The following is a 26,651-nucleotide window of genomic DNA, read 5'->3' on the forward strand; positions in this document are numbered from 1 at the left end:
CAAATGCAACGTACGCCTGTCCGCCGGAGTCTTTGAAGCGACGACAGTAATGTTGAACCGTACAGAACGGGCGGGGGCAGGAGGAACGGGGTGACGGAGGGGGTAGCGACGTGCGACGAGGCGACGGAGGAGCCCGCGCCTGAGGTGCCCGAGGTGCCGGAACGGAGACGGGCTCGCCCCTTCGTGGTGTTCCTGCGGCGCGGCGGGAAGGTCGTGATCTCGCTGGTTTCGATCACGGTGCTGGCGATGACCTGGTACGGCTGGCATTTCGTCGGCGACCCCAACGAGGGGCTGACCACGACCCAGGTGTTCGAACCCGAGGAGCCGCACGCGGTGCCGCTCGACGGCGCCGTCGACATCCTGCTGGTCGGCATGGACAGCCGCACCGACAACCAGGGCAATCCACTGCCCCGCGAAGTGCTCGACGCCCTGCACGCCGGGGACGACGACGGCGAGCGCAACACCGACACCATGATCCTCGTGCACATCCCGCAGAACGGTCGGCACGCGGTGGCCATCTCGTTCCCCCGTGACTCCTGGGTCGATGTCGGACAGGACTACGGCAAGCACAAGCTCAACAGCGCGTTCGCCTACGCCTACAACGACAAGGCGGAAGAACTCCAGCGGCACGGCGTCACCGACCCGAAGGAGATCGACAAGGAAGCCAAGATGGCCGGCCGGAAGAACCTGATCAGCACGCTGGAGCGGTTGATCGGCAGGCCGCACATGATCGACCGGTACGCCGAGGTCAACCTGGCCAGCTTCGACGAGATCACCAAGGCCATCGGCGGGGTCGAGGTGTGCCTGAACCACGCGGTCAAGGAGAAGAAGTCGGGCATCGACCTGCCCGGCGGCCGTCAGACGATCGAGGGTGTGCAGGCGCTGGCGTTCGTCCGGCAACGCTACGACCTGCCCAACTACGACCTCGACCGGATCGCGCGCCAGCAGGCGTTCCTGTCCGGCCTGGCCCGCAAGGTGCTGTCCAAGGACATGCTGCTGAACCCCGGCAGGATTTCGGACGTGATCGCGGCTGTGAAGAAATCCGTGGTGCTCTCCGACAACTGGGACGTGGTGCAGTTCGCCGCCCAGATGCGCGGCCTCGACAGCGGGAACGTGGAATTTCACACCATTCCCATCGAAGGCCCGGCGACGATCGGCGGTGCGGACGTGCTCAAGGTCGACCCGGCAGCCGTGCACGACTTCGTCGACGGCCAGATCGCCGATGCCCCGGCGGCCACGAGCACGCCGGCGAGCACGACCCCGGCACGGCCGTCCTCCTCGGCGCCCAAAGCGCAGCCGAATGGCGCGGCCAGACGGAGTAATCCAGTGGTCTCCACCACAGCGGTGCCGCCATCGAGCACGCCGCAGCCCATTACCGGCGGAGAAGTTCCCTGTGTGAACTGACCCTTTTGCCTTAACCTGAAAGCAAAAGCGCCAAGAGGGGGTAGGCCGGTGGACGAGGACGAGACGACCGCGAAGCGGCCGGATCCCTCGGGAGACCCCGAAAACGACAGCGCGCCCGTCTCGAACGAAGACGTCGGTGACTCAGCCGAGGTGTCCGGTACCGAAACGGAAATCTCACCGGAAACGGACGCGGAGCCCGTGGTCCGGAAAAGGCACCACCCCGTGCGGACGGCGGGCAAGGTGGCGCTGTCCCTGCTTTCGGTGGTGGCCCTGGCGGCCACCGGCTACGGCTTCCTGACCTACCACCGGGTCCAAAGCGACGTGCACACCAGCGACGTCCTCGCGCTGCCACCTGACGTGAAGGCCCCGCCCACCGACGACGGCGCGGAGGACATCCTGCTCGTCGGGACCGACGCGCGGACCGACAGTCAGGGCAACCCGCTCCCGGCATCGGTGCTCAAGCGCCTGCGCACCGAGCAGGCGGACGGACTCAACACGGACACGCTGATCGTCTTGCGGGTGCCGCGGGGCGGTGGAAAACCGACCGCCACCTCGATCCCGCGCGACACCTGGGTGGACGTTCCGCAGGGCGGCCAAGCCAAGATCAACTCGGTGTACGCGGTGGCCAAGAACGCCGAGGCCGCGCGGCTGCGTGGCCAGGAGGACGCCGCCGCGATCGAACGGGATTCCGACCAGGCCGGCCGACGGGCACTGGTCCAGACCGTCCAGGACTTCACCCAGGTTCGCATCGACCATTACGCCGAGGTCAACCTGCTCGGTTTCTATCTGCTCACCGAAGCGCTCGGCGGGGTCGAGGTCTGCCTCAACCACGCGACCGACGACAAGGACTCCGGCGCCCACTTCCGCGGCGGCCTGCAGACCATTTCCGGTGGTGACGCGCTGTCCTTCGTGCGTCAGCGGAAGAACCTGCCGCACGGCGACCTGGACCGGATCCAGCGGCAGCAGGCGTTTTTGACCTCGGCCCTGCGCAAGGTGCTCACCGCGGGCACTCTGACCAATCCGGCGACGATGAGCGGGCTGACCGACGCGCTGAGCCGTTCGCTCGTCGTGGACCCCGGCTTCGACCTGTTGCAACTGGCTCAGCAGGCCAAGGGGCTGACCTCGGGCGGCATCACCTTCGGCACGATCCCGGTGATCACGATCAACGGCTGGAGCCCCGACGGCAAGCAGAGCATCGTCCAGGTCGACCCCGACGCGGTCCGCCGGTATTTCTCGACACTCGCGGGCAGGGCGGCGGCGCCGGACGGCGGGACACCAGGTGGCAGGATCGCCCCGGCGGCTTATGACACGCCGCTGCAGACGACCAGTGTCAACGGTGTGGAATGCGTGGACTGAAATGAGCCTGACCGATCACCTGCTCCGCCCCCTCCTGGCTCAGCCGGGCCGCCCGCTGCTCACCCACTACGACGACGCCGCGGGCACCAGGATCGAACTGTCCGTGGCGACGGTGGCGAACTGGGCCGCCAAGACGGCGAACTGGCTGGTCGATGAGTTCGACGTGGAGCCGGGCGACGCGGTGGCGGTCCTCCTGCCCGCGCACTGGCAGACCGCCGGCGTGCTGCTCGGCGCGTGGTGGTGCGGCGCGGATGTGACCGGGGAAACCGCGGGGGCGCGAGTGGCCTTCGTCACGCCGGAGGCGTCGGGTCCGGCGGAAACGACCGCGGTGGTCGCGCTCGACCCGCTCGGGCGTGGCCTCGCCGAGCCACCGCGCGACGGCTCCTTCGACTACCTGGCCGAGGTCAGGCTCTGCGGTGACACCTTCAGCCCGGCCTTCCCGGTCCCGGACGACACGCCGGCGCTCGAAGCGTCCACTGTGGAACAGATACTGGCCCGTTGCCGGGCGAGTGCGGAGAAATCCGGAATCACCGCGGGTGACCGGGTCTTGTCCACTATGGATTGGACCATGCCGGAAGGTATCGTCGACGGTTTTCTCGCCCCGCTGTCCGTGGGTGCCCATCTGGTGCAGGTCACCGACGCGGATCCCGCGAAGCTCGCCGCCCGGCGCGACGCCGAGCGGACGACCAAGGACCTCTCCTAGCCCGCCGCCCGCGAGTGACCGTCTCCATCACCCACTGTGGGTGATTGGGGACGCTTGGTGATGCGCCGGGCGGACGAGCGACCGAAAATATAAGCAGCCCTCCGGCGTGGTCCCCCAGCGCGCCAGAGGGCTCCTTTATTTCACGGCGCAGCCGCCAAGGAGGCCCGATGAACGATCGGTCCACCCCGCCCGGCAGGGACGGCCCGCCGCCGGCGGTCAGCCGTAACGGCTTCGCCATCGCCGGCTTCGTCCTCGGCATGGTGGGATTGATCTTTTCGCTGATTCCCGTCATCGGACTGGTCGCGTGGCCCCTGGTCATCCTCGGCGTGGTCTTCGGCACGCTCGGGCTCATCCGCGTCAGGCGGGGCAGCGCGCCGCACGCGAGCCTGGCCGTCATCGGCGTCGTGCTTTCGGCGCTCGGGCTGATCGTCTGCGTCGCCTGGACGGCCGGGGTCGCCAGTTTCGTCAGCCGGGATGCCCGTGACGTGACCGACGTGCGGTACGAGGTGACCGGGACCGCGAACGACCCCACGATCACCTACTCCACCTTCGGCGACGACGGCAGCGCGACCGATCAGGAGAACGCGACGGCCCTGCCCTGGTCCAAGGACATTCAGATCAAGGGCAAGCTCAAGGCCAGCGCGCTGACCATCACCACCGGCGCCGGTGGCGGGACGATCACCTGCGCGGTCGTCGTCAACGGCAAGACGACCAGGACCTCCACCGCTTCCGGCCCGTTCGCCGTCGCCTCCTGCGACGGCTTCTGACCGGGCGCGGTTCAGCCGTGGCGGCGGGCGTCGTCGCGACCAGCCCGACGACGGAGGTGAACGGCTTGCCGCCCCGTGAGCGACGATCGGATTCACCATCGGCGCCGGCCGGCACAATCCGGCCACTGAGCGCGGGTTTCACGCGGCAACGTGTTTTACGAAGCGGTCGACGGCGGCCGATGTCCGCTGCTCCGCCCAGACCAGTCGTAGACAGGCCGGAGCCAATCCGTTGACGCGGACGACGGCGACGCCTGGCAAGAGCGGGATGTCGTCCAGCATCAGCCGGGGCACGAAAGCGATGCCGTCACCCAGCCGTACCTGAACCAGCAGTTGGAGCAGGTCCTCGACCTCGGGACCGGCCAGCGGCGCGCCGTCCAGCCAGTACGCGCGCTCCGCGGGGCTGCTGCCGGCCCAGCCGATCACCGGGTCCGGCAGCAACTCGGCACGGTCGACGATCTCCCGGCCGGCCACCCGGTGCCCGGCCGGCAACACCGCCACTCGTTCGTGAACGGTGAGCACCACACTGTCCAGGGCTTCGTCGTCGAACTCGCCGCTGACAAGAGCGAGTTCGGTCCCGCCGGAACGCAGAATCGACAGTTGGGTACGCCAGTCCGCCATGACCGCCTCGACGCTCTGCCCGGGGTGTGCCGCGACATATTCGCTGATCAGCTCGCGGAGGATCTCGAACTCGCACGCGCGGGCGCTGATCCGTATCGGTGGCACCACGTCGCTGGTCTCACGGGCCTGCCACACAGCCATCGATACCTGCCGGTCGATGGCGCGGGCACGCTCGGCCAGTACCTCGCCGGCAGCGGTCAGAACCGTGCCGCGGGGCCGTCGTTCGACCAGCGGGACTCCGATACTCCGCTCCAGACTGGCGATGGCTCGCGACAGGGCGGGCTGCGTTATCCCGAGCCGCTCGGCGGCTCGGGTAATGCCGCCCTTCTCGGCGACAGCCACGAGATAACGCAGCTGACGAAGATCGATGTCGGTCATCGCCTCAGTCTCCCATGCCCTCGCGGCATCGCTTTCCATGCCGAGATCGGTCTGTCCCAGTGGGCCGTCGTATTGGAGGATCTGAACCCGTGACCGAACTCTTTCTTCGCGGCGCCCCGGAGACGCCGGACATCACAGACAAGCACGGGTACGCCGATTTGTCGGGGAGCAATTAGTCATGGGATGGACTGCTACGCGATACGCTGACACGCCGAGTCTCGAGATCGCGATTTGGGTGGATGCACCGCCTGAGCGGGTCTGGTCGGAGATCTCCGACATCGAGGCGATGGCGTCGATCAGTACTGAGTTGCAGCGAGTGGAGTGGCTCGACGGTGCTACCGGGCCGGCAGAGGGAGCGCTGTTCGTCGGCTACAACAGTCATCCACTCGTCGGAGAGTGGCAGACCACGTCACGGATCATCGCTTACGCAAGACCCGAGGTGATTGCCTGGGATGTCATTGGCGACAACCAAGTGCCCGCTACACGGTGGCGATTCACACTCGAGCCGTCCGAGGGTGGCACGAGCCTCCGGCAGTGGGTACAGGTGGGGCCGGGAACGGGGGGACTGTCGGCCACGATCGAGCAAGAACCCGACAAGGAGGAAGAGGTCATGTCCTATCGATTGCGCGAAATCGAGGGTGGGATGAATTCGACGCTCGCGGAGGTCAAGCGACGCTCGGAAAAGTGATACGAAGGACGCCGTCGCACCGCACAGTTATGGCCCCGTTCCCGAGAATCGCCGGGGACAGTGACGAGGTCGATCGGTGAACTGCCGTCATGGCTCGCTGATCGGAGCCTGTTTGCCTGGCCGCTCGAGATAGGTCGTATCGGGCTCGCGGAAGCCGAAACTCCGATAGAGGCCATGGGCGTCAGCGGTGTGCAGCATCCACCGGAAATCAGCGCCAGGGCCCTCATCGATCATCGTGCGGATCAGCGCCTTGCCAACGCCCCCACCGCGCGCTTCGGCAAGAACGAACACGTCGGCGAGGTAGGCGAGGGCAACCCCATCGGAGACCGCGCGGGCGAAGCCGACCATGGCGCCGGTGTCGGCGCGATAGGCACCGACCACACGCCAAGATCCAGCAAGCTGACGTTCGACCTTGGCACGATCGCGCCAGCGACCCCAGTAGGCCTCGGTGGACATGAACCTCCACACCACGTCCACGTCGATACGGGCCGGGTCGTCGTCAAGCTCGTAATCCACGCCGCGATGGTGTCGCCTTTTCACCGACGGCGCCAGTGATTTTAGGGTGAGACAGGGCGCACGGCTGGACTCTGAGTGACTGCTTGCGTTTTGCTTACACTGGGATCATGGTGACTGCGTGGCAACTCCTTTCTCGGAGATGCGCGAGGCACGGACGGCGTGGATGGATAAGCGAGCGCAATGAAAATCGTTGTGGACGACCTGTCCGGGCCTCAGATCGCCGAGTTTCTCGACGAGCACATCCGGCAGATGCGGTCCCTTACTCCTCCGGAAAGCGTGCATGCCCTCGACCTCGACAGTCTCCGCGTGCCCGAAGTCACCTTCTGGTCCGTGATGGAGCGGAACACCGTGGTCGGCTGCGGCGCGATCAAAAGGCTGGATCCTGACCATGCGGAACTGAAGTCGATGCGCACCGCTGCAGACCGCAAGCGAAGCGGGATCGCCTCCGCGCTGTTGGAACACATCCTCGCCGAAACCAAGCGCATGGGCTTCAAACGGCTTAGCCTGGAGACAGGATCGGCCGCTGTCTTCCTGCCCGCCAGAAAGCTCTACGAAAAGTTCGGGTTCGGCTACTGCGACCATTTCGCCGACTACCAGCCCGACCCGAACAGCGTTTTCATGACAAGGCTGCTCTGAACCCGTTTCAGGCCAACGCTTTCAGGGCCAACTCCCAGGGAAAACCTTCCACATCCCCGTGCCCCGGCTCGCGTGGTGTGAAGCCCTCCTCGCCGAGGAGCACCTTGACACCCATTTCGCGCAGTTCCTTGACACTCCGGGAAAACGCCGGGTGCGCGGCCTGCGCCCGGTTGAGGAACGGCAGCGCCACCAGCGGGAGACCAAGGCCCACGGCTTCGGTAAGCAGGCCCACGGCCAAGGTGTCGGAGATCCCGGCCGCCCATTTGTTCACCGTGTTGAAGCTCGCGGGGGCGGCGATCATGGCGTTGGCGGGGGGCAAGAGGTCCGGTGTTCCTGGCTGCTTGTAGTCACTGCGGACCGGGAAACCGGTTTGCCGCTCAAGCGCGTCCTGGTCGATGAAGCGCGTGCCCTTCGGCGTCGTGACGACACAGACCGTCCAGCCCCGATCCTGGGCGAGACCGACCAGTTTGCCGACATCTCCCGCGGCCGGGGTGGCGCACGCGATGACGTAAAGGACACGCTGGTCGGTCATACGGTGACTCCTGCGGCGGTGGCGACCTTGACGAGGCGGATGGGCGGACTGCTGTGCTGAGGATAGGCACGGATGAGGTCGGTGAGCAGATTACGGGTGGACTCGCGGCAACGGATCTCGGCCGGCGCCGTCTGATCGCGCCGGCGGATTCGATCACGCGACCACCTCCTTGCATGGCGGCGAGAGTGGACACTTTCCAGATTCGCACATTGGTCGGGCCAAAGGCGTTCCAGTTCTCGTTTCGGTCGCCGCCGAGCCGTTCGGCGACGGCCATGGCTTCGGCCTGGAGGTCGCGAACCTCGGACTCCCGATACATCCACGCGGCGGCGAGGCTACCCGGGGTCTCCTTCGAGGACAATGCGACGGGCAACCGAAATCCTGCGCAACGAGGGTTTGGTGGTGACACTCAGGCCCAAGGGCACCTTCGTGGTACGAACGGCAAGCGAGGAAGAAGCGCGCCGGATCACCGGAGACCGGACCGGGGAAGTCGAAAAACCGAACCGGTGAGCGGTCACGCCACCTGGCAAGGCTGCCGTACTCGATTTGTTGATCAGAATGCGGAGATCGATGCCGGGGCCCGCTCCGCCCGGGTCAACGCGCGAAGCAGGGCCGCCTGCCCGTGCCTGCGCAGAGAAAGGTCGGTGAGGAGGTTGACCACGGGACATACCACCTCGTCCGGTAGCTCAGGAGCCTGGATATCGGCATCGACCCACTCGACACGCTCGTAGTGATCGCGCAGACTTACCGGAGCACCGCTGGCCTGGCCATCCCGCAGGACGCCAGGCACCACCAATACCTGCGCCGCAAGGTGACCCGCGAGGCCACCGACACGGAAATCCTCAAGTGCGCTCGGGTCGTCCCACCGCGTAATTATCGCCCGATCCCGGAGAATTTCCGGGATAGTACGAGCGGCGGTCAGGAATGCATTGGCGACCCCGGATCCCACGACGGGGTCAGCCCTTGAGCAGCGCCCGGGCCATGACCATGCGCTGGATCTGGTTCGTCCCTTCGTAGATCTGGGTGATCTTCGCGTCACGCATCATGCGCTCCACCGGGAAGTCGCGGGTGTAGCCGGCGCCGCCGAAGAGCTGGACCGCGTCGGTGGTGACCTCCATGGCGGTGTCGGAAGCGAAGGTCTTCGCGGCGCTGGCCATGAAGCCCGCGCGCGCGTCGCCGCGCTCGGTCGCGGCTGCCGACGCGTAGACCAGGTGACGGGCGGCTTCGATCTTGGTGCCCATGTCGGCCAGCATGAACTGGACGCCCTGGAAGTCCGCGATGGCCTTGCCGAACTGCTTGCGCTCCTTGACGTAGGCGATCGCCGCGTCCAGCGCGCCCTGCGCGATGCCCAGCGCCTGCGCGCCGATGGTCGGGCGGGTGTGGTCGAGGGTTCGGAGGGCGGTTTTCAACCCGGTGCCGGGCTCACCGATGATCCGGTCCGCCGGGATGGTGCAGTCCTCGAAGTAGATCTCCCGCGTCGGCGAGCCCTTGATGCCCAGTTTGCGTTCCTTCGGGCCGACCGAGAAGCCCGGATCGTCCTTGTGGACCACGAACGCCGAGATGCCGTTCGACTTCTTCTCCGCGTTCGGGTCGGTCACCGCCATCACGGTGTACCAGGTCGACTCGCCGGCGTTGGTGATCCAGCATTTCGTGCCGTTGAGCACCCAGGAGTCGCCGTCGAGCCGGGCCCGGGTGCGCATCGACGCGGTGTCGGAACCCGCTTCACGCTCGGACAACGCATAGGAAGCGGCGGCCTCGCCTGACGCGATCGACGGCAGCACCTGCTTCTTCAGCTCTTCGGACGCCGAAAGCAGAATCGGCTGGGTACCCAGCTTGTTCACGGCGGGGATCAGCGAGGCCGAGGCGTCGACCCGCGCCACCTCTTCGATCACGATGCACGCGGCGATCGCGTCCGCACCCTGCCCCGCGTAGGCCTCGGGAATATGCACGGCCTGGAAGCCGGACTTGACCAGCGCCGCGTAGGCCTCGGACGGATACCGCTCCTGCTCGTCGACGTCCGCGGCGTGGGGCGCGATCTCCTTTTCCGCCAGGGCACGCACCGCGGCCCGCAGTTCGTCGTGCTCTTCCGCAAGCTGGTAGAGCCCACGCTCGTCCGACACCCGCTCACCTTCCTCACGCTCGCGTGCCTCGTCCGATGTTAGCGCTCGTTCACCCGCGTCCTCCTGTGTCGTTTGCCGCAATCTGCGCCTAGGGTGGGGTGATGGCGATCACTTGGCCTTTGGCCCCCGCCGGCTCGCTCACCTATCCGGACGTACCCGCCGGGTCGATCGTGGCCGGCGCCGCCGCGCGTTACGGCGACCGGACCGCGTTCACGCACCGCGGCCGGGAACTGAGCTTCGCCGACGTCTACCGCGGCGCCTGCCGGTTCGCGAACGCCTTGAGAGCGCACGGGTTCGGGCCTGGTGACACGATCGCGATCCACTTGCCGAACTGTCTCGCCTACCCGGTCGCCTACTACGGAATCCTGCTGGCCGGTGCGGCCTTCACCCCGGCGAATCCCCTACTTCCCTGGCCCGCCCTGGCCGCCCAGCTCGCCGACTCCGGAGCGGTCGCCGCGGTCACCTTCGGGCGCGGCGCGAAAGCGCTGGCGGACGTCAAGGACCAGACCCGGATCCGGCTTGTCGTGGTCGCCGAGCCGGACGGCGAACTCACGGCCGGACACCAGGATTTCGCCGAGTTCCACGACAATCACCCGGCCGATCCACCCGAGGTGGTCGTCGATCCCCGCACCGCCCTCGCGCATCTGGCCTATACCGGCGGCACGACCGGCCGGTCGAAGGGAGTGCGGCTGTTCCACCGGAACGTCGTGGTGAACTCGTTGCAGTACGCCTGCTGGGGATCCGGCTCGGTGCCGGTTCTCGACGCCGAGGGGAATCCGGTGCTCGACCAGATCGGCGACGAGGACGAATGGCCGGTGCGGCTGGGCACCGGGTGCATGATCAACCTGACCCCGTGGTTCCACGCGATGGGCACGATCGGTGGCCTGAACGTACCGATGCTGTCGGGCACCACCCTCGTGCTGCACGACCGGTTCGATCCGCCCGCGTATCTGGCCGAAGCCGAGCGGCGGCGGGTGACCTCGCTGGGTGGCGCCCCGGCGTTGTTCGCCGCGTTGCTGGCCTGTCCCGACCTCGCGACACGCGACCTGTCATCGGTCCGGACGATCACCTCCGGCGCCGCCCCGATGCCCCACGAAATGCTCGACGCGCTGCACCGCCGGTTCCCCGGGGTGGTGATCGCCGAGGGCTACGGGATGACCGAGGTGACCATGGGCGCCACGCAGGGCCCGTGCGCACGCTCGGCCACCCGCAAGCCGGGCACGGTCGGCCTTCCCGTGTTCGACACCGAAATCAAGATCGTGGCGGCCGACGGCGGTGAAGACCCGTTGCCGCCCGGCGAACGGGGCGAGGTCTGTATCCGCGGTCCGCAGGTGATGGCGGGCTACCACGAGCGTCCCGACGAGACCGCCGCCACGCTGGTGGACGGCTGGCTGCACAGCGGTGACATCGGCATTCTCGACGCCGACGGCTATCTGTCCATTGTGGACCGCAAGAAGGACATGCTGATCTACAAGGGCTACAACGTCTACCCGCGCGAGTTGGAAGAGCTACTGATGTCACAGCCCGGTGTCGCCTCCGCCGCGGTCGTGGGCCGCCACCGCACCGACGTCGGTGAGCTGCCGGTGGCGTTCGTGGTCCGCACGCCCGGTGCGAACGGGCTGACCGAGGAGGAACTCACCGGCGCGATCAACGAGAAAGTGCTGCCGTATCAGCGGCTGCGCGAGCTCCACTTCGTCGACGAGATCCCGGTGTCCGCCGCGGGCAAGATCCTCAAACGCGACCTCCGCGCCCGCTTGGACTCTCCCCTGCCCACCGAAAGCTGAACGGCTACTCAGTTCCTCTTCGCACTCTGGGCCCGGAAGGAGGCACCCGCGCGCTTGATGGCGCGAATGACCGGGGCGGTTTCGACGGTGTGGATCTGTGGGAGCGTGCCGAGCCGGTCGGTGAGGAAGCGGTAGAGGTCGGTGCTGTCCCGGCAGACGGCCGAGGCCAGCAAGTTGGTCGGCCCGGTGGTCGCCGCGCAGAACGCGACCTCGGGATATCCCGCGATGATGGCACCGGTTTCGGCGAGGTGCGCCGGCGAGACCGAAATCCAGAGGCGGGTGTCGGAGCGGTAGCCGAGCAGTTCGGTGTCGACGTCGACATCCAAGGACAACAGTCCCGCGGCGCGCAACGCGTCGATTCGCCGCGCGACCCGCGACTGCGACCAGCCGGTCGCCGCGGCCAGGACCGGGTACGAGGCACGGCCGTCCTGGGCGAGCGCCTGGAGCAGGGCACGGTCCGGCTCGGCGAAGGTGGTCGTCTCCTCGCGGCTCTTCGCCGGGCGCAGGGCCGCGATCTGCTCCTGGCCGAGGGAACCTGGCCCGTCGAGACCTTGCCGGCCGCCGCCGAAAACGTGCAAGACATTGTGCGCGGTCACGGAGAGCACCTGAGCGCTGCGCTGGAGACGATTCAGGATCAGTTCGTCGCGTTCGGACGGTGACCACGACCGCAGGCTGGCACTGATCTCCGTGCCCCCCGAAAGCAAGTTCACCCAGCGGGTGTCGTCGCGGCGCGCCAAGGCGAGCGCGATGTCCGCCGCCGAGCCCTGTTTGCAGTGCACCCGGATGATCCACTCGGCCCCGCCGAGGCCCCGGGTATCGACCTCCGCGACAACGCGGACGAGGTCGGTCTCGCGCATCCGGCCGTAGCGCCGGGCCACCGTGCGGTCCGAAATCCCCAGCACCTCGCTGATACGCGCGAACGACGCCCGGCCGTCGACCACCAACGCGTGCAGCAGCCCGCGATCGATGTCGTCCAAGATGACGGATTCCCGCACGACAGCACCCACACTGTCTGATTCTTGCAGAATTGGCGCATGGGAGACCTGTCCGGCCGAAGACGGCCGATGCTTGTCGCCGGCCGGACTATCCAAGGAGCTCCAGTGAAGGCACAGATTCTCACCGCGTTCGGCGGCGCGGACAACTTCGTTATGGCCGATGTCGCGACACCGATCCCCGGACCGGGACAGGTCCTTGTTCGCATCGGCGCCATCGGCATCAACAGCCTGGAATGCAAGATTCGCAGCGGATCGCTCGAGCGCGCGTTTCCCACCTCGCTGCCCGCGATTCTCGGCAAGGAAGTCGCCGGCAGCGTGGCTGCCGTGGGCGCGGACACGAACGGTTTCTCGGTCGGCGATCGCGTAGTCGGTTTCACCGACTCCGGCGCCTATGCGGAATATGCCCTCGCGCGCACAGAGGCGCTCGCGGTGCTGCCGGCCGCGTTGTCGTTCGTGCACGCGGTCACGCTGCCGGTCGCCGTCGAAACCGGGGTACGCGGTATCAGCGCCCTGAGCGTCAAGCCGGGCTGGACCGTGGTGGTCAACGGAGCGGCCGGCGCGGTCGGCACCGCCGTCGTGCAACTTCTTCTCAAGCGGGGCGTCACGGTCATCGGGACCGCGTCCGAGCACAACCACGATCACCTGGCCGCGCTGGGTGCGATCCCGGTCACCTACGGCACCGGCGCGGCAGCGAGAATCCGGGCTCTCGCCGGTGGTCCGATCGATGCGGTTTACGACGTGACCGGGCACGGCTTCGCGGCAACCGGCATCGAACTGACCGGCGATTCACGCCGAGTGCTGACCATCGCCGATTTCGATGCCGCACCACTCGGAGTCCTGACGTCCACCGGGCCCTCCGCGCCGACCGCCGCGCCGTTCGCGCCCGTGGTGCCGTTGGCCGCGGCGGGCGAGTTCCCTACCGTGATCGACAGGGTGTTCCCGTTCGCGGACATCGCGGCGGCGCACGCGCGGAGCGAACAAGGTCATGCCCGCGGAAAGATCGTGGTGACCGTATGAGGGGCCGGTTCAGCCAGAGTTAGCGCCGAAATCGTGCGTTTTTTGGGAGCAAGGAGCGTTTACTACGGATGATTCGTAGTAAACGCTCCTTCCTCCCCAACGAATCACTCCGCGAGGCGGCGGCGAAGTGCCTCGTCCTTGTCCAGGACGAGCTGCTCGAGGCTCGCCTGGAAGTCGGCCATGCGAGCGCGCAGGGCGGGATCGGACGCCGCGAGGATGCGCACGGCGAGAAGGCCGGCGTTGCGCGCACCGCCGACGGACACGGTGGCGACCGGAACGCCGGCGGGCATCTGCACGATCGACAGCAGCGAGTCCAGCCCGTCGAGGTACTTCAGCGGCACCGGCACGCCGATCACCGGCAGCACCGTCGCCGACGCCACCATCCCGGGCAGGTGTGCCGCGCCACCCGCGCCCGCGATGATCACCTTCAGCCCCCGGTCCGCCGCCTCCTTCGCGTAGTCCAGCATCCGGCCCGGCGTGCGGTGCGCCGAGTAGACCCCTACTTCGTAGGACACACCGAACTCGTCCAGGGCCGCGCCGGCGGCTTCGAGCACCGGCCAGTCCGAGTCGCTTCCCATGATCACGCCGACATCCGGCACGCCTAACTCCCTAGTGAATCCGGTAGCCGTCCAGCCATTCCGCGTGAGACAGCCAGTGCGCGGCGAGCCTGGCCCGCGGCCGCAGCTCGTCGATGTCCGTCCCGACGAGGTTGACGTGCCCCAGTTTGCGGCCTGGCCGCTCGCCCTTGCCGTAGAGGTGCGCCCGCGCGTCGGGGAACCGGGCGAACAGGTGGTGCAGGCGCTCGTCCGGGCTCATCTTCGGCGTCTCGGGCGCGCCGAGCACGTTCGCCATCACGGTCGGCGAGCGCAGGTTCGTCGTGCCCAGGGGGTAGTCCAGCACGGCCCGGAGGTGCTGCTCGAACTGCGAGGTCGCCGAACCGTCCATCGTCCAGTGACCGGAGTTGTGCGGCCGCATCGCGAGCTCGTTGATCACCAGCCCGCCGGGCGTCTCGAACAACTCCACCGCGAGCAGGCCCACCACGCCCAGCTCGGCGGCGATGCGCAACGCGAGATCCTGCGCCTCGTCGACCTGCTCGGGAGTGAGCCCGGGGGCGGGCGCGAGAACCTCGGTGTTGATCCCCTCTTCCTGCACCGTTTCGACCACGGGCCACGCGGCACCCTGTCCGAACGGTGACCTCGCGACCAGTGCGGACAGCTCACGACGCATGTCCACGCGCTGTTCGACGAGCAGGTCGGTGCCACCGGCGAGCAGTTCGGGCACGAGTTCGCGCGCTTCGTCGGCGGAGCCGGGCATCCACACCCCACGGCCGTCGTACCCGCCCTGCGTGGCTTTGAGGACGACGGGCCAGGAGTGTGCGGCACCGAACTTCAGCACATCGTCCACTTCGGACACAGCGGTGTAGGGCGGGCACGGAAATCCCGTGGCCGACAACCGTTCCCGCATGACCAGCTTGTTCTGTGCGAAGGCCAGCGCCTCCGGCCCAGGACGCACCACGACGCCCTCGGCGGCCAGCGTGCGCAGATGCGGGCCGGGCACGTGCTCGTGGTCGAAGGTCAGGACGTCGACCCCGGCCGCGAACGCGCGCAACGCGTCGAGGTCGGTGTGATGGCCGATGGTGACCTGACCGGCGACGAGACCGGCGGAGTCGTTCTCGTCCGCCGCCAGCACCCGCAGCGACTGACCCAGCGAGATCGCGGCCTGGTGTGTCATCCTGGCGAGCTGGCCGCCGCCCACCATGCCGACTACGGGAAGCCCGGTGCGAGAGTCCATGATGAGCTCACCTTAACCGCAGCTCACGCACGGTCAGTCCGAGGATCCCGAGTGCCGCGGCGAGTACGTAGGCGTTTCCGGGAAGTGACAAGATCGGGCCCCAGCCGAACTCGGTGGTGCCCCCGTTCGGCACAAGCATCACCACGGAACTGGCGAAAAGCACGGCCACCGCCGCCGCGTGCCAGGGCCGTCCCCGCACGCAGAGCCACGCGATCAGCGGCACCGCCCAAACCCAGTGGTGTGTCCAGGAAACCGGCGAAATGAGCAACCCGAGGAACGCGGTCACCAGCAGCGCGCCCAGGGCGTCACCACGGCCGTGCAGCCGTCGCACCAGCCACACCGCCGGGACCGCCAGGAGTGCCCCGATCAGCAGGGCTCCCATCGGTGTCCACGAGGCGTCCCGGGTGAACCTGCTGAGCATGCCGTTGACGGACTGGTTGAAGATCCAGTGCACGCCACCGACACGACCCGGGTCGAACCCGGCGGCGGTCCAGTAACGAACCGCGTCCCCGGGCGCCAGGACGAACATCAGGCCTTGGAGCAGGACGAACGTACCGAGCGCGCGAAGCCCGTCGCGGGTGCGGCCGATCACGAACAGATGCGCGACGAAGATCAGCGGTGTCAGCTTCACCGCGGCGGCGATGCCGGTGAGCACCCCGCGCCCGCGCGCCCCCGCGGGGCCGAGCAGGTCCACGATCACCAGCGTCATCAGGATCAGGTTGATCTGTCCCAGGAACAGCGTCTTCCACACCGGTTCGAGCGCCAGCGCACCCACCGTCACCCCGGCCAGCGCGAAGGAGCGAAGGGGGGAACAGAGCCGGATCACGATGGCCAGCGACAGCATCGACGCGGCCGACACGACACCCCAGACGAGCCCGGGCGGCAACGCCGCCAGCGGCACGAACAGCAAAGCGGCGGCCGGCGGGTAGGTGAACGGCAGCGCCACCCACGACGGGAGCGCGGCCAGCCGCTGGAGGTCGTAGAGCGGTTCACCATGCAGGAAGGTCAGCGCGCCGGCCCGATAGACGGCACTGTCCGCGCCCAGCCGCCAGCCGTTCGACCAACCGACGACGCCGACCGCGAGAGTCATTAGCACAAGCAGCGCGACAGGAAACGCGTTGCGGGGCGGCCAACCCCACCGGACCGGAACTCGGCCGTTGTCGCTCAGGCGGTGCGTCCAATCAGCCCGTCTGAGCGGGCCTGACCCCTCGTCACTCAGCTGGTCCTCCGGGACTCCCCGCGAGCGCGGCGTTCCGCCGCTGCCGTAACAGGAACCAGCGGGTGCACAGCACCACCGCCAGGACGAACGGCATCAGGATGTAGGCGTTGCCCAGTACTCCCTGCCAGAACTTCCAGTGCAGTTCGATGTTCCGCCCGTTCGGCAGCAAGAGCAGGACACAGCTGATGAACACCGCGATCACCGCGGCCGTGCCGAGCCAGCGCCGCCACGCGGTCGCGAAAGTGGTCTGCGGGAGCCGCGAGACCAGCAACACGATCAGCGGAACCGCCCAGACCCAGTGGTGCGACCAGGAAATCGGCGAGGCGAGCAGCGTGAAGAACGCGCTGACCAGCAACGCCGCGAGAGCCTGGCCGCGCCGGTGGAAACGCAGCACCAGCCACACCGCGGGGATCGCGAGCAGCGCACTGAGGCCCAGCGCCGCCTTCGACGCCCACGGCGCCAGATCGGTCAAGCGGTTCATCAAGCCGTTCAGCGACTGGTTGCCCGCCCAGTGCACCGGCCCGATCCGCCCGGTGTCGTAGATCGTCTTGGTCCAGTAGCGGATCGTGTCGCCCGGGATGAGCAGCAGCATGAACGCCTGGAGGCCGACGAACGTGGCCAGCGCGCGGACCGCGTCACGACGCTTGCCGGTGAAGAACAGGTGCGCGACGAACACGAGCGGAGTCAGCTTCACCGCCGCGGCGATCCCGACCAGGATTCCGCCCGCCCGCGACCCGCGCGTGGTGACCACCAGCACGTCGAGCACCACCATGGCCATCAGGACCAGGTTGATCTGTCCGAGGAAGATCGTGCGCCAGACCGGTTCCAGGCACAGCATCAGCACCGAAAACACCAGCGTCGCGCGGGCGGGCGAGGACCACCAGCGTGCCGACGTGGTGGGTGTCTTGGGCAGCGAGCCGATCGCGACGCGGATCACCAGCGCCATCGAGAGAACCGAGATCGCGGTGAGCATTCCCCAGGCGATCTGGGTGGGCACCAAGGCGAGCGGGACGAACAGCAGCGCGGCCGACGGCGCGTAGGTGAACGGCAGAAGCGCCCACCAGGGTTCGGGGGCGAGCGTGCTGGCGTCGTAGAGCGAATCGCCGTGGATCAGCGTCAGCGCCCCGGCGCGGTAGACGGCGCTGTCGACGCCGAGCCGCCAGTCGAAGATCGCGCCGAGGATTCCGATCATGATCGCCAGCACCGGAACCGCCGACAGCAGAAGGATCGACCTCGGACGCACGGACAGCCGGACCAACGAGCGTCGCAATGCCAGACGAGGGTGCGCAACGACCTCACGAGTGGCAGACACGGACTGCGTCACATCACCAGGAAATCACGAATCCGGTTCGCCCGTTCGGAGACCCCGGAATCCGCCCGCCTCCCGCCGGCTGCTCACGGGAAGTGGAGCAAGGTGGATTTACTACGGATAGTCCGTAGTAAACATCCCTTGCTCCCCAATCACCGCAGGTCAAAGGTGGCGGGGACGGGTGCGTTCGGCGGGGTGCCCTGATGCGCGGGTGACGACCGTTCACCAGGCTGGTGTGAGAGACGTTGCGCTCTCTGGGTCATCAATGGCACCGGAAGGTGACGGGTTGGCCGCTTTCCGCCACACTCGTTGTCGCCGCTACGCACTTTCGGGGAGGAAAGAGCAGTGTCCGCCGAACCCGCCGGTATCGATGATCAGAGTGATGCCGACCTGATCGCCTCGGTCCGGGCGGGAAACCTCACCGCCTACGGCACGCTGTACGAACGCCACTCCACCGCCGCAGGGAACCTCGCACGCCAGCTCGCGCGGTCGAGGGCCGAAGCCGACGACCTCGTCTCCGAGGCGTTCGCGAAGGTGCTCGACGCGATCCGCGCGGGCAAGGGACCCGACGCGGCGTTTCGCGCCTACCTCCTCACGACGTTGCGCCACACCGCTTACGCGAAAGCGAAGCAGGACAAGCGGATCGACCTCAGCGACGACATGGCCGCGCTCGGCGGTGCCGTCGAGACCCTGCGCGTGCCGTTCGCCGACCCCGCGCTGGCCGGCCTCGAACGGACACTCGCGGCGAAGGCGTTCGCCCGCCTCCCTGAACGCTGGCAGGCCGTCCTGTGGCACACCGAGGTCGAACGCCAGGGCCCGTCGGAGGTCGCGCCCCTGCTGGGCCTGAGCGCCAACGGTGTGTCGGCACTGGCCCATCGCGCCCGGGAAGGGCTGCGCCAGGCCTACCTCCAGGTGCACCTCAACCAGATTTCCGCCGAACGCTGCCGAGCGGTGGCCGACCGGCTCGGCGCGTGGACCCGTGACGGCCTGTCCAAACGTGAACGCGCACAGGTGGAGAAGCATCTGGACGACTGCGACAGCTGCCGCGCGCTGGCCGCCGAGCTCGCCGACATCAACACCGCCCTGCGGACCGTTCTCGCCCCCCTCGTGCTGGGCGGCGCGGCCTCCGCCTACCTGAAATCCACCGCCACGACGTCGGGCATGGCGTCGAGCGCCTCGATGCCCCCGAGCGCGAGCACACCGAGCGCGAGCACACCAAGTGCGAACGAGCCGGCCGCGAGCACACCGGCCGCGGGAGGATCGGGCGCGAGCGGATCGGGCGCGAGCGCGGTGATGAGCGGGCCACGGCAGTTCGTCGGACTCGCCGTCTCCGGCATCGCGATCGCCGCCGCGGTCGCCACGGCGCTGGCCACGGGCGGCCCCGCGACCGTGCCCGAGGCCGGACAACAGCCCGCTCCCTCGCCAGGCCCCGAACTGCCGACGCCCGCCGTGCCGCCCGCGGTTCCGTCGGTGCTCCCGCCCGTCGGCAGCCCCGTTCCCGGCCTCCCGGTCCCGGGAACTCCCATCACGGAGTTTCCGCCGCCGAACATCCCTCTTCCCGGCCTGGTCGTCCCCGGCAGCACCTCGCCCGGCGTCCAGCCGAGTTCCCCCGGACCGGGCACGACTCCGTCCGGCCCGTCCACTCCGGGTTCGCCAGGCGCCCCGGCACCAGGTGGGTCCCAGCCACCCGGGTCCCCAGCGCCTGGCGGTACGACCCCGCCCGGTTCACCGGAACCACCTGGGACGACCCCACCGGGCTCACCGGAACCACCCGGCACGACCCCACCGGGCTCACCGCAACCACCCGGCACGACCCCACCCGGCACGACCCCACCCGGCTCACCGCCGGGGCAGCCCGCGCCACGTCCTCCGAGGCTCGTCGCGATCGGGCCGCTGCGGCTCGACATCCAGGCCGCCGGCGTGTCGGTCCGGCTCGCGCTCACGATCCGCAACGACGGCGGAACGACCTCCGCGGCGGTCGCCGCGAAGCTCACGCTCCCGCCGGGGATCCACGCGATCGCCCCTGGGTGCCCGGTCGGCCGCGACACCGTGACCTGCGGTATCGACCATGGCCTCCGCCCCGGCGAGGCCGCCGTGCTCGCCTTGCGGCTGGTCGCCGACCCGGGCACCCGCGACGGCAGACTGACCGGGACGGTCACCGCGGACGGCGTCGCTCACGCGCTGGTGGACCTCCCCGTCTCGGTGGGCCACGCTCCACCTGTCACGGAAACCCCGTCCGATCCGCCGGCGACACCCTCCGCTCCGCCCGAGACGAGCAGCGAAAAGACCTCCGCACCGCGATGAAACCGGCCCGGCGGGCAGGAGTAGCGTCGGCCGCATGGTGGGTCTCAACACGATGCTCGGCCTGCTGCCGCGGCCGTTGCGGTCGCTGCTGATCAAGCATCGTGAGCTGCTGAAGTTCGCTACCGTCGGAGGAATCTGCTTCGTCGTGACGAACGTGGTCACCTACGGGGCGAAGCTCACCGTGCTGACCGGCCGGCCGATCACCGCTCTCGCGATCGGCGTCCTGGTGGCGACCGTCGTGTCCTACGTGCTGAACCGGGAGTGGTCGTTCCGCACCCGGGGCGGACGTGAACGTCACCACGAGGCGGCCCTGTTCTTCGTGATCAGCGGAATAGCCGCGGGACTGAACGAGGTCCCGCTCGCCATATCGCACTACCTGCTCGGCCTCCGCACGCCGTATGTCGGGCTGCTCACGCAGGAGATAGCCGATTACGTCTCGGGCATCATTCTGGGCACCCTGGTAGCGATGGTCTTCCGCTGGTGGGCCTTCAAGAAATGGGTGTTTCCCCAGGAGGGGGCACGAACCCGGATGGTGCGGGCCACGATGCCACCGGTCGCGGAACGCGACGAACGAGCCGCCTGAACCACATCCCGCCCGCACCCGGCCTGTCCAAGTGCGCGGGACTCCGCCATTGGCAGGTAATCGGGCCTCCGTACACTACTTCGGTGACCGTTGTGGAAAGCGTGCTCTCGCACACGCCCGAGCCGTTGCGCTCGGTCTTGATCAAACATCGGGAGCTGCTCAAGTTCGGCATTGTCGGGGGAACGACCTTCGTGGTCGACAACGGCGTGTGGTACATCCTCAAACTCGGTGTCCTGGAACCGAAACCGACCACCGCGAAGGCGATAGCCATCATTGTCGCGACCATCGTTTCCTACATCCTGAACAGGGAATGGTCGTTCCGGACCCGGGGCGGTCGCGAACGTCACCACGAGGCCGCGCTGTTCTTCGTGATCAGCGGCCTCGCCGTGGTGATCAACCTGATTCCGCTGTACCTGTCGCGCTATGCCCTGCACCTCGAGGTGCCCCACGTGAACCGCTGGGTGCAGGAGATCGCGGACTTCGTCAGCGGTTCGATCATCGGCATGCTGCTGGCGATGGCGTTCCGTTTCTGGGGCTTCAAGAAATGGGTCTTCCCGGACGAGCTGGGCAGGCGTCGCCGCGACGCCACCGTCACCCCGCTCCACCCGGTCGATACCAGCCACGAGTGACACCCGGCCGCGTGTGCGCTAACGCGGCACTCGCTCCGAGGGCCAGCGCACTTCCGGCGGCACGTCGCCCGGTCCGGGAGCACGCAGGAAGAGGCTGAACACGGCGGGCCTCCGGCTCGACAGTTCGAGTCGTCCACCGTCGGCCTCCGCGAGAGCGCGGGCCAACGCTAGCCCCACCCCGGTCGAGCCTCCTCCGGAGAACCCGCGCTCGAACACGTGTGGCACCAGTTCGTCCGGGATCCCGGAGCCGGTGTCGCTGACCTCGACGACCACGGTGCCTTCGGCCTCGCCCCGTCGCGCCGCGAGTGTCACCGTGCCGGCGCCGTGACGAAAAGCGTTGTCCAGCAACACCCCGACGACCTCACGCATGCGCCCCGGAGTGGCCCTCGCCATCAGCCCCTCCGCGATCCTCAGTCGGAGGTTCCGTCCTTCCACGCGCAGGAGGTCCCGCCATTCCTGCGCGACCTCCGGCAGGGTCTTGGCCAGATCGATGGCTTCGGTGTCGACCTCGGCGGCGGCACGGGCGGCGGCGAGCAGTTCTTCCAGGGCCTCGGAAAGCCGGTCAGCCTGCTCCTGCGCGGCTCTCGCCTCCTCCGCGACATCGCCGTCACCGACGATGACCAGCGATTCCAGGCGCAGTTGCAGCGCCGTGAGCCTGCTGCGCAGCTGGTGCGAAACGTCACCGACGAGCTGGCGTTCGCGCTGGACCAGCAGCGCGAGCGCATGGCCGGAGGTGTCCAGTGCCTCGGCGACCATGTCCAGTTCGCCGACCCCGTAACGGCTGGGGTCCGGCCGGAAGTCTCCGCCGCCGAGTTTCGCGGCACGCTCCGCGACGTGCCGTAGTGGTTTCGCCAGTCTTCGCGCGGTCACCGTGGCCACGACCGTGCCGATGCCCACCGACAGCACGACGAGCAGAAGCACCGCGAAGGTCACCGTGGTCTGCCGGGACCGCAGCGGAGCCGACGGGATCGCCACCGAAAGCTTGCCGCCTCTGGCCAGATCCGCCGAGCCGACCACCACGTCCGTGCCCGGATCCGCGCCCTCGGTGACCTTCGGGTGGCTCGGCAGGTCGACCGTCAGCTGTCCGCCGTTGGGGATGAGGATCGCGACGCCTGCCACGTCCTCCTGGCTGAGCGTCCCGTCCGCCATGGCACTGTCCAGGTTCGCGGCGATCTGCGACGCGCGCTCGGACAGGTCCTCCGTGCTGATGCTCTCCACCAGCTTCCAGGCCGTCACGCCGAGCGGGATGCCCAGCGCGGCGGCGGTCACGGCGACGGCCAAGAGGATGGCGAGGAGGATGCGACGGCGCATGGAAGGTGCCTAATCGACGTTGAACCGGAAGCCGACGCCACGCACGGTGGCGATCCGGCGCTCACCGTCGCCCGAGTGGATCACCGCCCCCTTGCCGTCACCGGTCACCGACAGCTTGCGGCGCAACCACGACATGTGCATGTCGAGCGTCTTGGACGTCTTGGACTCCAGTTCGTTCCATACCTCGGCCAGGATCTCGTCGCGGCTGACCACCTGACCCGCGCGGCTCATCAGCACCCTGAGCAGCTCGAACTCCTTGTTCGCCAGCTGGATCTCGCGGCCGTCGACGGTCACCAGGCGGGCCGCGAGGTCCATCCGCACCCCACCGGCGTCGAGCACGTCAGGAGCGCGACGGCGCAGCAGGGCACGGATCCGGGCGAGCAGTTCGGCCAGCCGGAACGGTTTGGCCACGTAGTCGTCGGCGCCGGCGTCGAGGCCGACCACGAAGTCCACCTCGTCGGTGCGAGCGGTGAGCATCAGCACGGGCAGCTCGGTACCGCTCGCGCGAAGTCTGCGGCAAACCTCCAGGCCGTCCATTCCGGGCAAGCCGAGATCGAGCACGAGAAGGTCCACCCGGTGTTCGGAAGTCGCGTCGAGTGCCGACGGGCCGTCACCGACCACCTGGACGTCGTAACCCTCCCGTTGCAACGCGCGCGACAACGGCTCCGCGATCGCCGGGTCGTCCTCGGCGAGTAACACCACACTCACCTGCCCAACTCTACGACCGATCCCCGTGACACCATCGTCGCGTGCCGGATGACCTGACGCTCGCCACCCGCCTCGCCGAGGTGGCCGACAAGATCACGACCGCGCGCTTCCGCGCTCGCGACCTCCGAGTGCGCAGCAAGCCGGACCGCACCCCGGTGACCGACGCGGACACGGCCGTGGAAGACGCGGTGCGCGAGGTTCTGGCCGCCGAACGCCCGGGTGACGCCGTCGCCGGTGAGGAGCGCGGAGGCTCGACTCGGTCTTCGGGCCGCACCTGGCTGCTGGACCCGATCGACGGGACCAAGAACTTCCTGCGTGGTGCGCCGGTGTGGGCGACGCTCATCGCGCTGATCGAGGACGGCACACCGGTGCTCGGCATGATCAGCGCGCCGTTGCTGGGCCGCCGTTGGTGGGCATTCCGGGGCGAGGGTGCCTGGCTTCGTGACGCCGCGGGCGAACGCGCGATTTCCGTGTCGGGAGTGTCGTCACTGGCTGACGCCTATCTGTCGACGACGCACCTGGGCTCGTGGACGGAGTACCACTCGCGAGAGGCCTATCTCGCGCTCACCGATGCCTGCTGGGAAAACCGCGCGTTCGGGGATTTCTGGTCACACTGTCTCGTCGCCGAGGGCGCGGTGGACCTCGCGGCCGAGGCGATCGTGAACCCGTGGGACGTCGCGGCGGTTCAGGTGCTGGTGACGGAGGCGGGCGGCCGCTTCAGCGACCTGTCCGGTCAGCCGCGCTTCGACGGCGGTTCCGCCCTTTCGTCCAACGGCCTGCTGCACGACGCCGCGCTCGACATCCTCAAGGCGTGAGGTTTGGGAGGAAGGAGCGTTTACTACGGACTATCCGTAGTAAACGCTCCTTGCTCCACAACGAGGCGTCAGGGCGCGGTGACCGGGAGGAGGCCGACGGCACCGCGGGCGACCTGGGACCAGGCGAGCCTGCCGAACAGGTAGTGGCAGGCGACCTGCTCGTTGGTGAACCGCGCCCAGTCGTAGCGATTTCCCTGCTCCCGCCAGAAGACCTCCCACACGGGCGCGCCTTCCTCGGACTCGTCCACGCGCAGCAGGCACCAAGTGTTGTCCGCCTCGGCGCCGATCGAGACCACTTCGCGCGGCACGCCGATGCTTTCCAGCCACCGCACGATCGTTTCCTTGTTCACGCCCGCTCCTCGAAGGTCACGTCCGCCAGATATCCCAGGGTGACCAGCTCGTCGGCGGAGTAGACCGCCCGGTAGCGGACCCCTCCACCGGGCTGACCGAACCAGCCCGCGGACAACGCCTGCCACATCGGCACGTCCTGCAGGACCCGATACCGCCGGTACCCGGCGTCGCGCGCGGACGGCGGCAGCGACCGATGTGCGAACGGCGTGCCTTCGGGCGCGAAGACCCGCCCGCGGATATCGCCGAACCGGTCCAGGAGGGTGCCTTCCACCAGCACCTGCGGCTCGCCCTCGTCGATGCCGCCCTCGGGGTACAGCTCGCCGGGAGGCCAGGCGTACTCCGCGACTCCGTCGCGAAGCCCGACCAGAAAACGGCGGTCCCAGTCCCGCTCGGGCAGACCGCCGAGCGGATCGTGACCTTCGAGCACAGCGGCCGGTGGCGACGTCGGGGGCGAGGCGAGGCGCCGGAGCCCGGCCTGGACCTTCTCCAGCGCGCCGGAGGATTCGATCAGGTCGGACCGGGGGTGATCATGCGGCGGGAACCGCAGCCCAGGCGCGTAATCGACGTCGGAGGGTGGCACGGGAAGCTGCCTCGCCGGACGATCGGACGGTACGGGCAGATGCCCGATGGGAAACATGTGCACCAGGAACAGCGCGACGACCGATTCACGTTCCTGGCGTGGCGTGCCCATCGGCGGAACCGGCCGGGCTGGCTCCGGCCGTGGCACCGGCGAAGGCTGCGGCACCGGTGAGGGCTGCGGCACCGGCGACGACGGCGGCACGGCATACGGCCGTGGCTGTGGAGGTGCGGCCACGAAGGGCCGGGGCGGTGGCGCACTCGGTGGCCGCACGGGAGCCGGCACACCGGCAACACCACCCGCCGGCACCCCCGGACCCGAAACAGGTGGCGCGACCGGCCCCACCGGTGGCGGACCGCTGAAGGGCGGCGGCGCTGTGGGGCCTGGCGCGGCACCCGGGGGCGGTGGCGCGATGCCCGGTACGAAACCCGGGTTCCGCACCTCCGGTGGGGGCGAGTAGCCGGCATCGGCGAATCCGGACGCGACCGTCACGCCGGGCACCGGTGCCCGCAGGCCCGACGGCGGCGTTGCCACGTCATCGAACCCTCGCGAATCGAGAAAACCGCCGTAGGGCCCGGAAGCGGCCGGGGGCAGGTGAATGGGGCCCGTTCCGGCGTCGGGAGCCGCACCGAGGGCGGCGGGCTCCGGCAGGTGCCTCGGAGTGTCCATAGTGGACCCCAAGAATCCGGCGGCGCCGTCACCGGCGTGGTCGACGGCGGGCAGGGCGTGGCCGACCGTGCTTCCCACCGCCCCGGCCGGGACATCGACGGCGCCACGAGCGTGACCGGTGACGTCGTTGGCCGCCCCCAGCGCCACGTCGGCCAGGCCGGGACGGTCTCCCGTCCCCCCGGTCACGGGGCCGAGAGCATGCCCGGTGAGATCAGCGGCCGGCCTGACCGTATCCGCCAAGGGAGTCATCAGGGCGTCACTGGCGGACAGCACGTGGCCCGGCACTCCGGTGACGGCGCCCAGCAGGCCGGTCTGGCCTTCCTGGGTACGAACGCCGGGGTGAGGATCGACCAGCGGGCTCACGTCCAACGGCCCGCCCCCTGGTCCGACCGCCGTGGCCAAACCCTGCGTCAGGGCGGACAGATTGGTCGCCGTGCCTCTCAGCACGGTGTCCACCCCGAGCAACGCCGACGGATGCCCGGCCGACGCGGCCGCTTGGGCGGCGTCGGTGTTCTTGGCGGCCTCGACGAGGTGGCGGACGATCTCCACCTTCGCCGCGGCGACCTGGTCGGCCGCGTGGTCCAGCCGGTCGGCCGCGGCTCCCGCGCCCCGGACGGCTCCCGTCAGGACCCCTTGATCCGGATCCACATACCCGGACCAGAGCGTTCCGGCGGCTTCGGCGGCGGTGCCCGAAAGGGCCCCGACCCCGCCGGTCGCGGCGTGGTCGGCGTCACTGGCGAGACTGGTGAGCCTGCTTTGGGTATCGCGCCAGGCGCGCGCCTGTTCGCGGAGCTTGTCCTCGTCGGCCTGCGGCCACGCCGCACCCGTCGCCGAGGCGACTCCGGCCAGTTCGTCCGGGAGTTCGATGCCCATC

27 protein-coding genes are annotated in these 26,651 nt (G+C 68.7%); 13 read left to right on the forward strand and 14 right to left on the reverse strand.

Features of this window, described 5'->3' with window-relative positions; all coding sequences use genetic code 11:
- Nucleotides 1-90: 90 nt before the first annotated feature.
- The 4 genes from ACFSXZ_RS37600 (at nucleotide 91) to ACFSXZ_RS37615 (ending at nucleotide 4,230) form a co-directional block, all read left to right on the forward strand.
- Nucleotides 91-1,404 (forward strand): LCP family protein, encoded by a 1,314-nt coding sequence (locus tag ACFSXZ_RS37600; RefSeq protein WP_378270949.1) that lies wholly within the window; start codon nucleotides 91-93, stop codon nucleotides 1,402-1,404.
- Nucleotides 1,405-1,452: 48 nt separating this feature from the next.
- Nucleotides 1,453-2,760, forward strand: a complete 1,308-nt coding sequence (locus ACFSXZ_RS37605) for an LCP family protein (RefSeq protein ID WP_378270951.1) — start codon at nucleotides 1,453-1,455, stop codon at nucleotides 2,758-2,760.
- Nucleotide 2,761: 1 nt separating this feature from the next.
- Nucleotides 2,762-3,463, forward strand: coding sequence for a TIGR03089 family protein (locus ACFSXZ_RS37610; protein WP_378270952.1), 702 nt, complete (start codon nucleotides 2,762-2,764; stop codon nucleotides 3,461-3,463).
- Between the two features lie 167 nt (nucleotides 3,464-3,630).
- Complete coding sequence (locus ACFSXZ_RS37615; protein WP_378270954.1) at nucleotides 3,631-4,230, forward strand: DUF4190 domain-containing protein; 600 nt, start codon at nucleotides 3,631-3,633, stop codon at nucleotides 4,228-4,230.
- A gap of 138 nt (nucleotides 4,231-4,368) precedes the next feature.
- On the opposite strand, the gene ACFSXZ_RS37620 is transcribed toward ACFSXZ_RS37615, so the two are convergent.
- On the reverse strand, nucleotides 4,369-5,226 hold the full coding sequence (locus tag ACFSXZ_RS37620) for a LysR family transcriptional regulator (RefSeq protein WP_378270955.1): 858 nt from the start codon (nucleotides 5,224-5,226) through the stop codon (nucleotides 4,369-4,371).
- A gap of 178 nt (nucleotides 5,227-5,404) precedes the next feature.
- Between ACFSXZ_RS37620 and ACFSXZ_RS37625 the strand changes: the two genes are divergently transcribed.
- A complete protein-coding gene (locus ACFSXZ_RS37625; protein WP_378270957.1) occupies nucleotides 5,405-5,914 on the forward strand; it encodes an SRPBCC family protein in 510 nt (169 codons plus the stop codon).
- 87 nt (nucleotides 5,915-6,001) lie between these two features.
- Here the strand turns inward: ACFSXZ_RS37625 and ACFSXZ_RS37630 are convergent, their stop codons facing one another.
- Nucleotides 6,002-6,430 carry a GNAT family N-acetyltransferase gene (locus ACFSXZ_RS37630; protein WP_378270958.1) on the reverse strand — a complete coding sequence of 143 codons (429 nt, stop codon included), beginning with the start codon at nucleotides 6,428-6,430 and terminating at the stop codon, nucleotides 6,002-6,004.
- A 180-nt stretch (nucleotides 6,431-6,610) separates the two neighbouring features.
- Between ACFSXZ_RS37630 and ACFSXZ_RS37635 the strand changes: the two genes are divergently transcribed.
- A complete protein-coding gene (locus ACFSXZ_RS37635; RefSeq protein WP_378270959.1) occupies nucleotides 6,611-7,066 on the forward strand; it encodes a GNAT family N-acetyltransferase in 456 nt (151 codons plus the stop codon).
- Between the two features lie 7 nt (nucleotides 7,067-7,073).
- On the opposite strand, the gene ACFSXZ_RS37640 is transcribed toward ACFSXZ_RS37635, so the two are convergent.
- The gene (locus ACFSXZ_RS37640; RefSeq protein WP_378270960.1) at nucleotides 7,074-7,598 is read right to left on the reverse strand and encodes a flavoprotein; all 525 of its coding nucleotides are present in this window, start codon (nucleotides 7,596-7,598) and stop codon (nucleotides 7,074-7,076) included.
- 357 nt (nucleotides 7,599-7,955) lie between these two features.
- Between ACFSXZ_RS37640 and ACFSXZ_RS37645 the strand changes: the two genes are divergently transcribed.
- Nucleotides 7,956-8,105: a hypothetical protein gene (locus ACFSXZ_RS37645; protein ID WP_378270961.1), complete on the forward strand. Its 150-nt coding sequence runs from the start codon at nucleotides 7,956-7,958 to the stop codon at nucleotides 8,103-8,105.
- A gap of 43 nt (nucleotides 8,106-8,148) precedes the next feature.
- Here ACFSXZ_RS37645 and ACFSXZ_RS37650 read toward each other — a convergent pair whose 3' ends face one another.
- Together ACFSXZ_RS37650 and ACFSXZ_RS37655 are read right to left on the reverse strand one after the other, a co-directional pair.
- The gene (locus tag ACFSXZ_RS37650) at nucleotides 8,149-8,385 is read right to left on the reverse strand and encodes a hypothetical protein (protein ID WP_378270963.1); all 237 of its coding nucleotides are present in this window, start codon (nucleotides 8,383-8,385) and stop codon (nucleotides 8,149-8,151) included.
- Between the two features lie 166 nt (nucleotides 8,386-8,551).
- Nucleotides 8,552-9,715: an acyl-CoA dehydrogenase family protein gene (locus tag ACFSXZ_RS37655; protein WP_378270965.1), complete on the reverse strand. Its 1,164-nt coding sequence runs from the start codon at nucleotides 9,713-9,715 to the stop codon at nucleotides 8,552-8,554.
- A gap of 101 nt (nucleotides 9,716-9,816) precedes the next feature.
- Between ACFSXZ_RS37655 and ACFSXZ_RS37660 the strand changes: the two genes are divergently transcribed.
- A complete protein-coding gene (locus ACFSXZ_RS37660; protein ID WP_378270966.1) occupies nucleotides 9,817-11,499 on the forward strand; it encodes a class I adenylate-forming enzyme family protein in 1,683 nt (560 codons plus the stop codon).
- A gap of 8 nt (nucleotides 11,500-11,507) precedes the next feature.
- On the opposite strand, the gene ACFSXZ_RS37665 is transcribed toward ACFSXZ_RS37660, so the two are convergent.
- Entirely contained in the window at nucleotides 11,508-12,494 is a 987-nt protein-coding gene (locus tag ACFSXZ_RS37665) for an Lrp/AsnC family transcriptional regulator (protein ID WP_378270968.1), read from the reverse strand.
- Between the two features lie 105 nt (nucleotides 12,495-12,599).
- Between ACFSXZ_RS37665 and ACFSXZ_RS37670 the strand changes: the two genes are divergently transcribed.
- Nucleotides 12,600-13,511: an NADP-dependent oxidoreductase gene (locus ACFSXZ_RS37670; RefSeq protein WP_378270969.1), complete on the forward strand. Its 912-nt coding sequence runs from the start codon at nucleotides 12,600-12,602 to the stop codon at nucleotides 13,509-13,511.
- Nucleotides 13,512-13,615: 104 nt separating this feature from the next.
- Here the strand turns inward: ACFSXZ_RS37670 and purE are convergent, their stop codons facing one another.
- From purE to ACFSXZ_RS37690, 4 genes are all read right to left on the reverse strand, one after another.
- The gene (gene purE / locus ACFSXZ_RS37675) at nucleotides 13,616-14,089 is read right to left on the reverse strand and encodes a 5-(carboxyamino)imidazole ribonucleotide mutase (protein WP_378271070.1); all 474 of its coding nucleotides are present in this window, start codon (nucleotides 14,087-14,089) and stop codon (nucleotides 13,616-13,618) included.
- A 31-nt stretch (nucleotides 14,090-14,120) separates the two neighbouring features.
- Nucleotides 14,121-15,302: a 5-(carboxyamino)imidazole ribonucleotide synthase gene (locus ACFSXZ_RS37680; protein WP_378270971.1), complete on the reverse strand. Its 1,182-nt coding sequence runs from the start codon at nucleotides 15,300-15,302 to the stop codon at nucleotides 14,121-14,123.
- A gap of 7 nt (nucleotides 15,303-15,309) precedes the next feature.
- Nucleotides 15,310-16,392, reverse strand: a complete 1,083-nt coding sequence (locus ACFSXZ_RS37685) for a glycosyltransferase 87 family protein (RefSeq protein WP_378270973.1) — start codon at nucleotides 16,390-16,392, stop codon at nucleotides 15,310-15,312.
- Nucleotides 16,393-16,513: 121 nt separating this feature from the next.
- Nucleotides 16,514-17,845, reverse strand: coding sequence for a glycosyltransferase 87 family protein (locus ACFSXZ_RS37690; RefSeq protein WP_378270974.1), 1,332 nt, complete (start codon nucleotides 17,843-17,845; stop codon nucleotides 16,514-16,516).
- Between the two features lie 330 nt (nucleotides 17,846-18,175).
- On the opposite strand from ACFSXZ_RS37690, the gene ACFSXZ_RS37695 reads away from it, so the two are divergent.
- From ACFSXZ_RS37695 to ACFSXZ_RS37705, 3 genes are all read left to right on the forward strand, one after another.
- Entirely contained in the window at nucleotides 18,176-20,134 is a 1,959-nt protein-coding gene (locus tag ACFSXZ_RS37695; protein WP_378270976.1) for a sigma-70 family RNA polymerase sigma factor, read from the forward strand.
- Nucleotides 20,135-20,168: 34 nt separating this feature from the next.
- Nucleotides 20,169-20,717, forward strand: coding sequence for a GtrA family protein (locus ACFSXZ_RS37700; protein WP_378270977.1), 549 nt, complete (start codon nucleotides 20,169-20,171; stop codon nucleotides 20,715-20,717).
- Nucleotides 20,718-20,800: 83 nt separating this feature from the next.
- On the forward strand, nucleotides 20,801-21,346 hold the full coding sequence (locus ACFSXZ_RS37705) for a GtrA family protein (protein ID WP_378270978.1): 546 nt from the start codon (nucleotides 20,801-20,803) through the stop codon (nucleotides 21,344-21,346).
- Nucleotides 21,347-21,364: 18 nt separating this feature from the next.
- Here the strand turns inward: ACFSXZ_RS37705 and ACFSXZ_RS37710 are convergent, their stop codons facing one another.
- Both ACFSXZ_RS37710 and ACFSXZ_RS37715 read right to left on the reverse strand, forming a co-directional pair.
- Nucleotides 21,365-22,657: an ATP-binding protein gene (locus ACFSXZ_RS37710; protein WP_378270979.1), complete on the reverse strand. Its 1,293-nt coding sequence runs from the start codon at nucleotides 22,655-22,657 to the stop codon at nucleotides 21,365-21,367.
- A gap of 9 nt (nucleotides 22,658-22,666) precedes the next feature.
- Nucleotides 22,667-23,359, reverse strand: coding sequence for a response regulator transcription factor (locus ACFSXZ_RS37715; protein WP_378271071.1), 693 nt, complete (start codon nucleotides 23,357-23,359; stop codon nucleotides 22,667-22,669).
- 47 nt (nucleotides 23,360-23,406) lie between these two features.
- On the opposite strand from ACFSXZ_RS37715, the gene hisN reads away from it, so the two are divergent.
- A complete protein-coding gene (gene hisN / locus ACFSXZ_RS37720; RefSeq protein ID WP_378270981.1) occupies nucleotides 23,407-24,180 on the forward strand; it encodes a histidinol-phosphatase in 774 nt (257 codons plus the stop codon).
- 68 nt (nucleotides 24,181-24,248) lie between these two features.
- Here the strand turns inward: hisN and ACFSXZ_RS37725 are convergent, their stop codons facing one another.
- A complete protein-coding gene (locus ACFSXZ_RS37725) occupies nucleotides 24,249-24,530 on the reverse strand; it encodes a hypothetical protein (protein ID WP_378270982.1) in 282 nt (93 codons plus the stop codon).
- The gene (locus ACFSXZ_RS37730) at nucleotides 24,527-26,650 is read right to left on the reverse strand and encodes a TNT domain-containing protein (protein ID WP_378270984.1); all 2,124 of its coding nucleotides are present in this window, start codon (nucleotides 26,648-26,650) and stop codon (nucleotides 24,527-24,529) included. The genes ACFSXZ_RS37725 and ACFSXZ_RS37730 overlap by 4 nt, the downstream gene beginning before the upstream one ends.
- Nucleotide 26,651 lies beyond the last annotated feature (1 nt).

Origin of the sequence: Amycolatopsis pigmentata (genome assembly GCF_042684065.1) — a bacterium.
Taxonomy (GTDB): Bacteria; Actinomycetota; Actinomycetes; order Mycobacteriales; family Pseudonocardiaceae; genus Amycolatopsis_E; species Amycolatopsis_E pigmentata.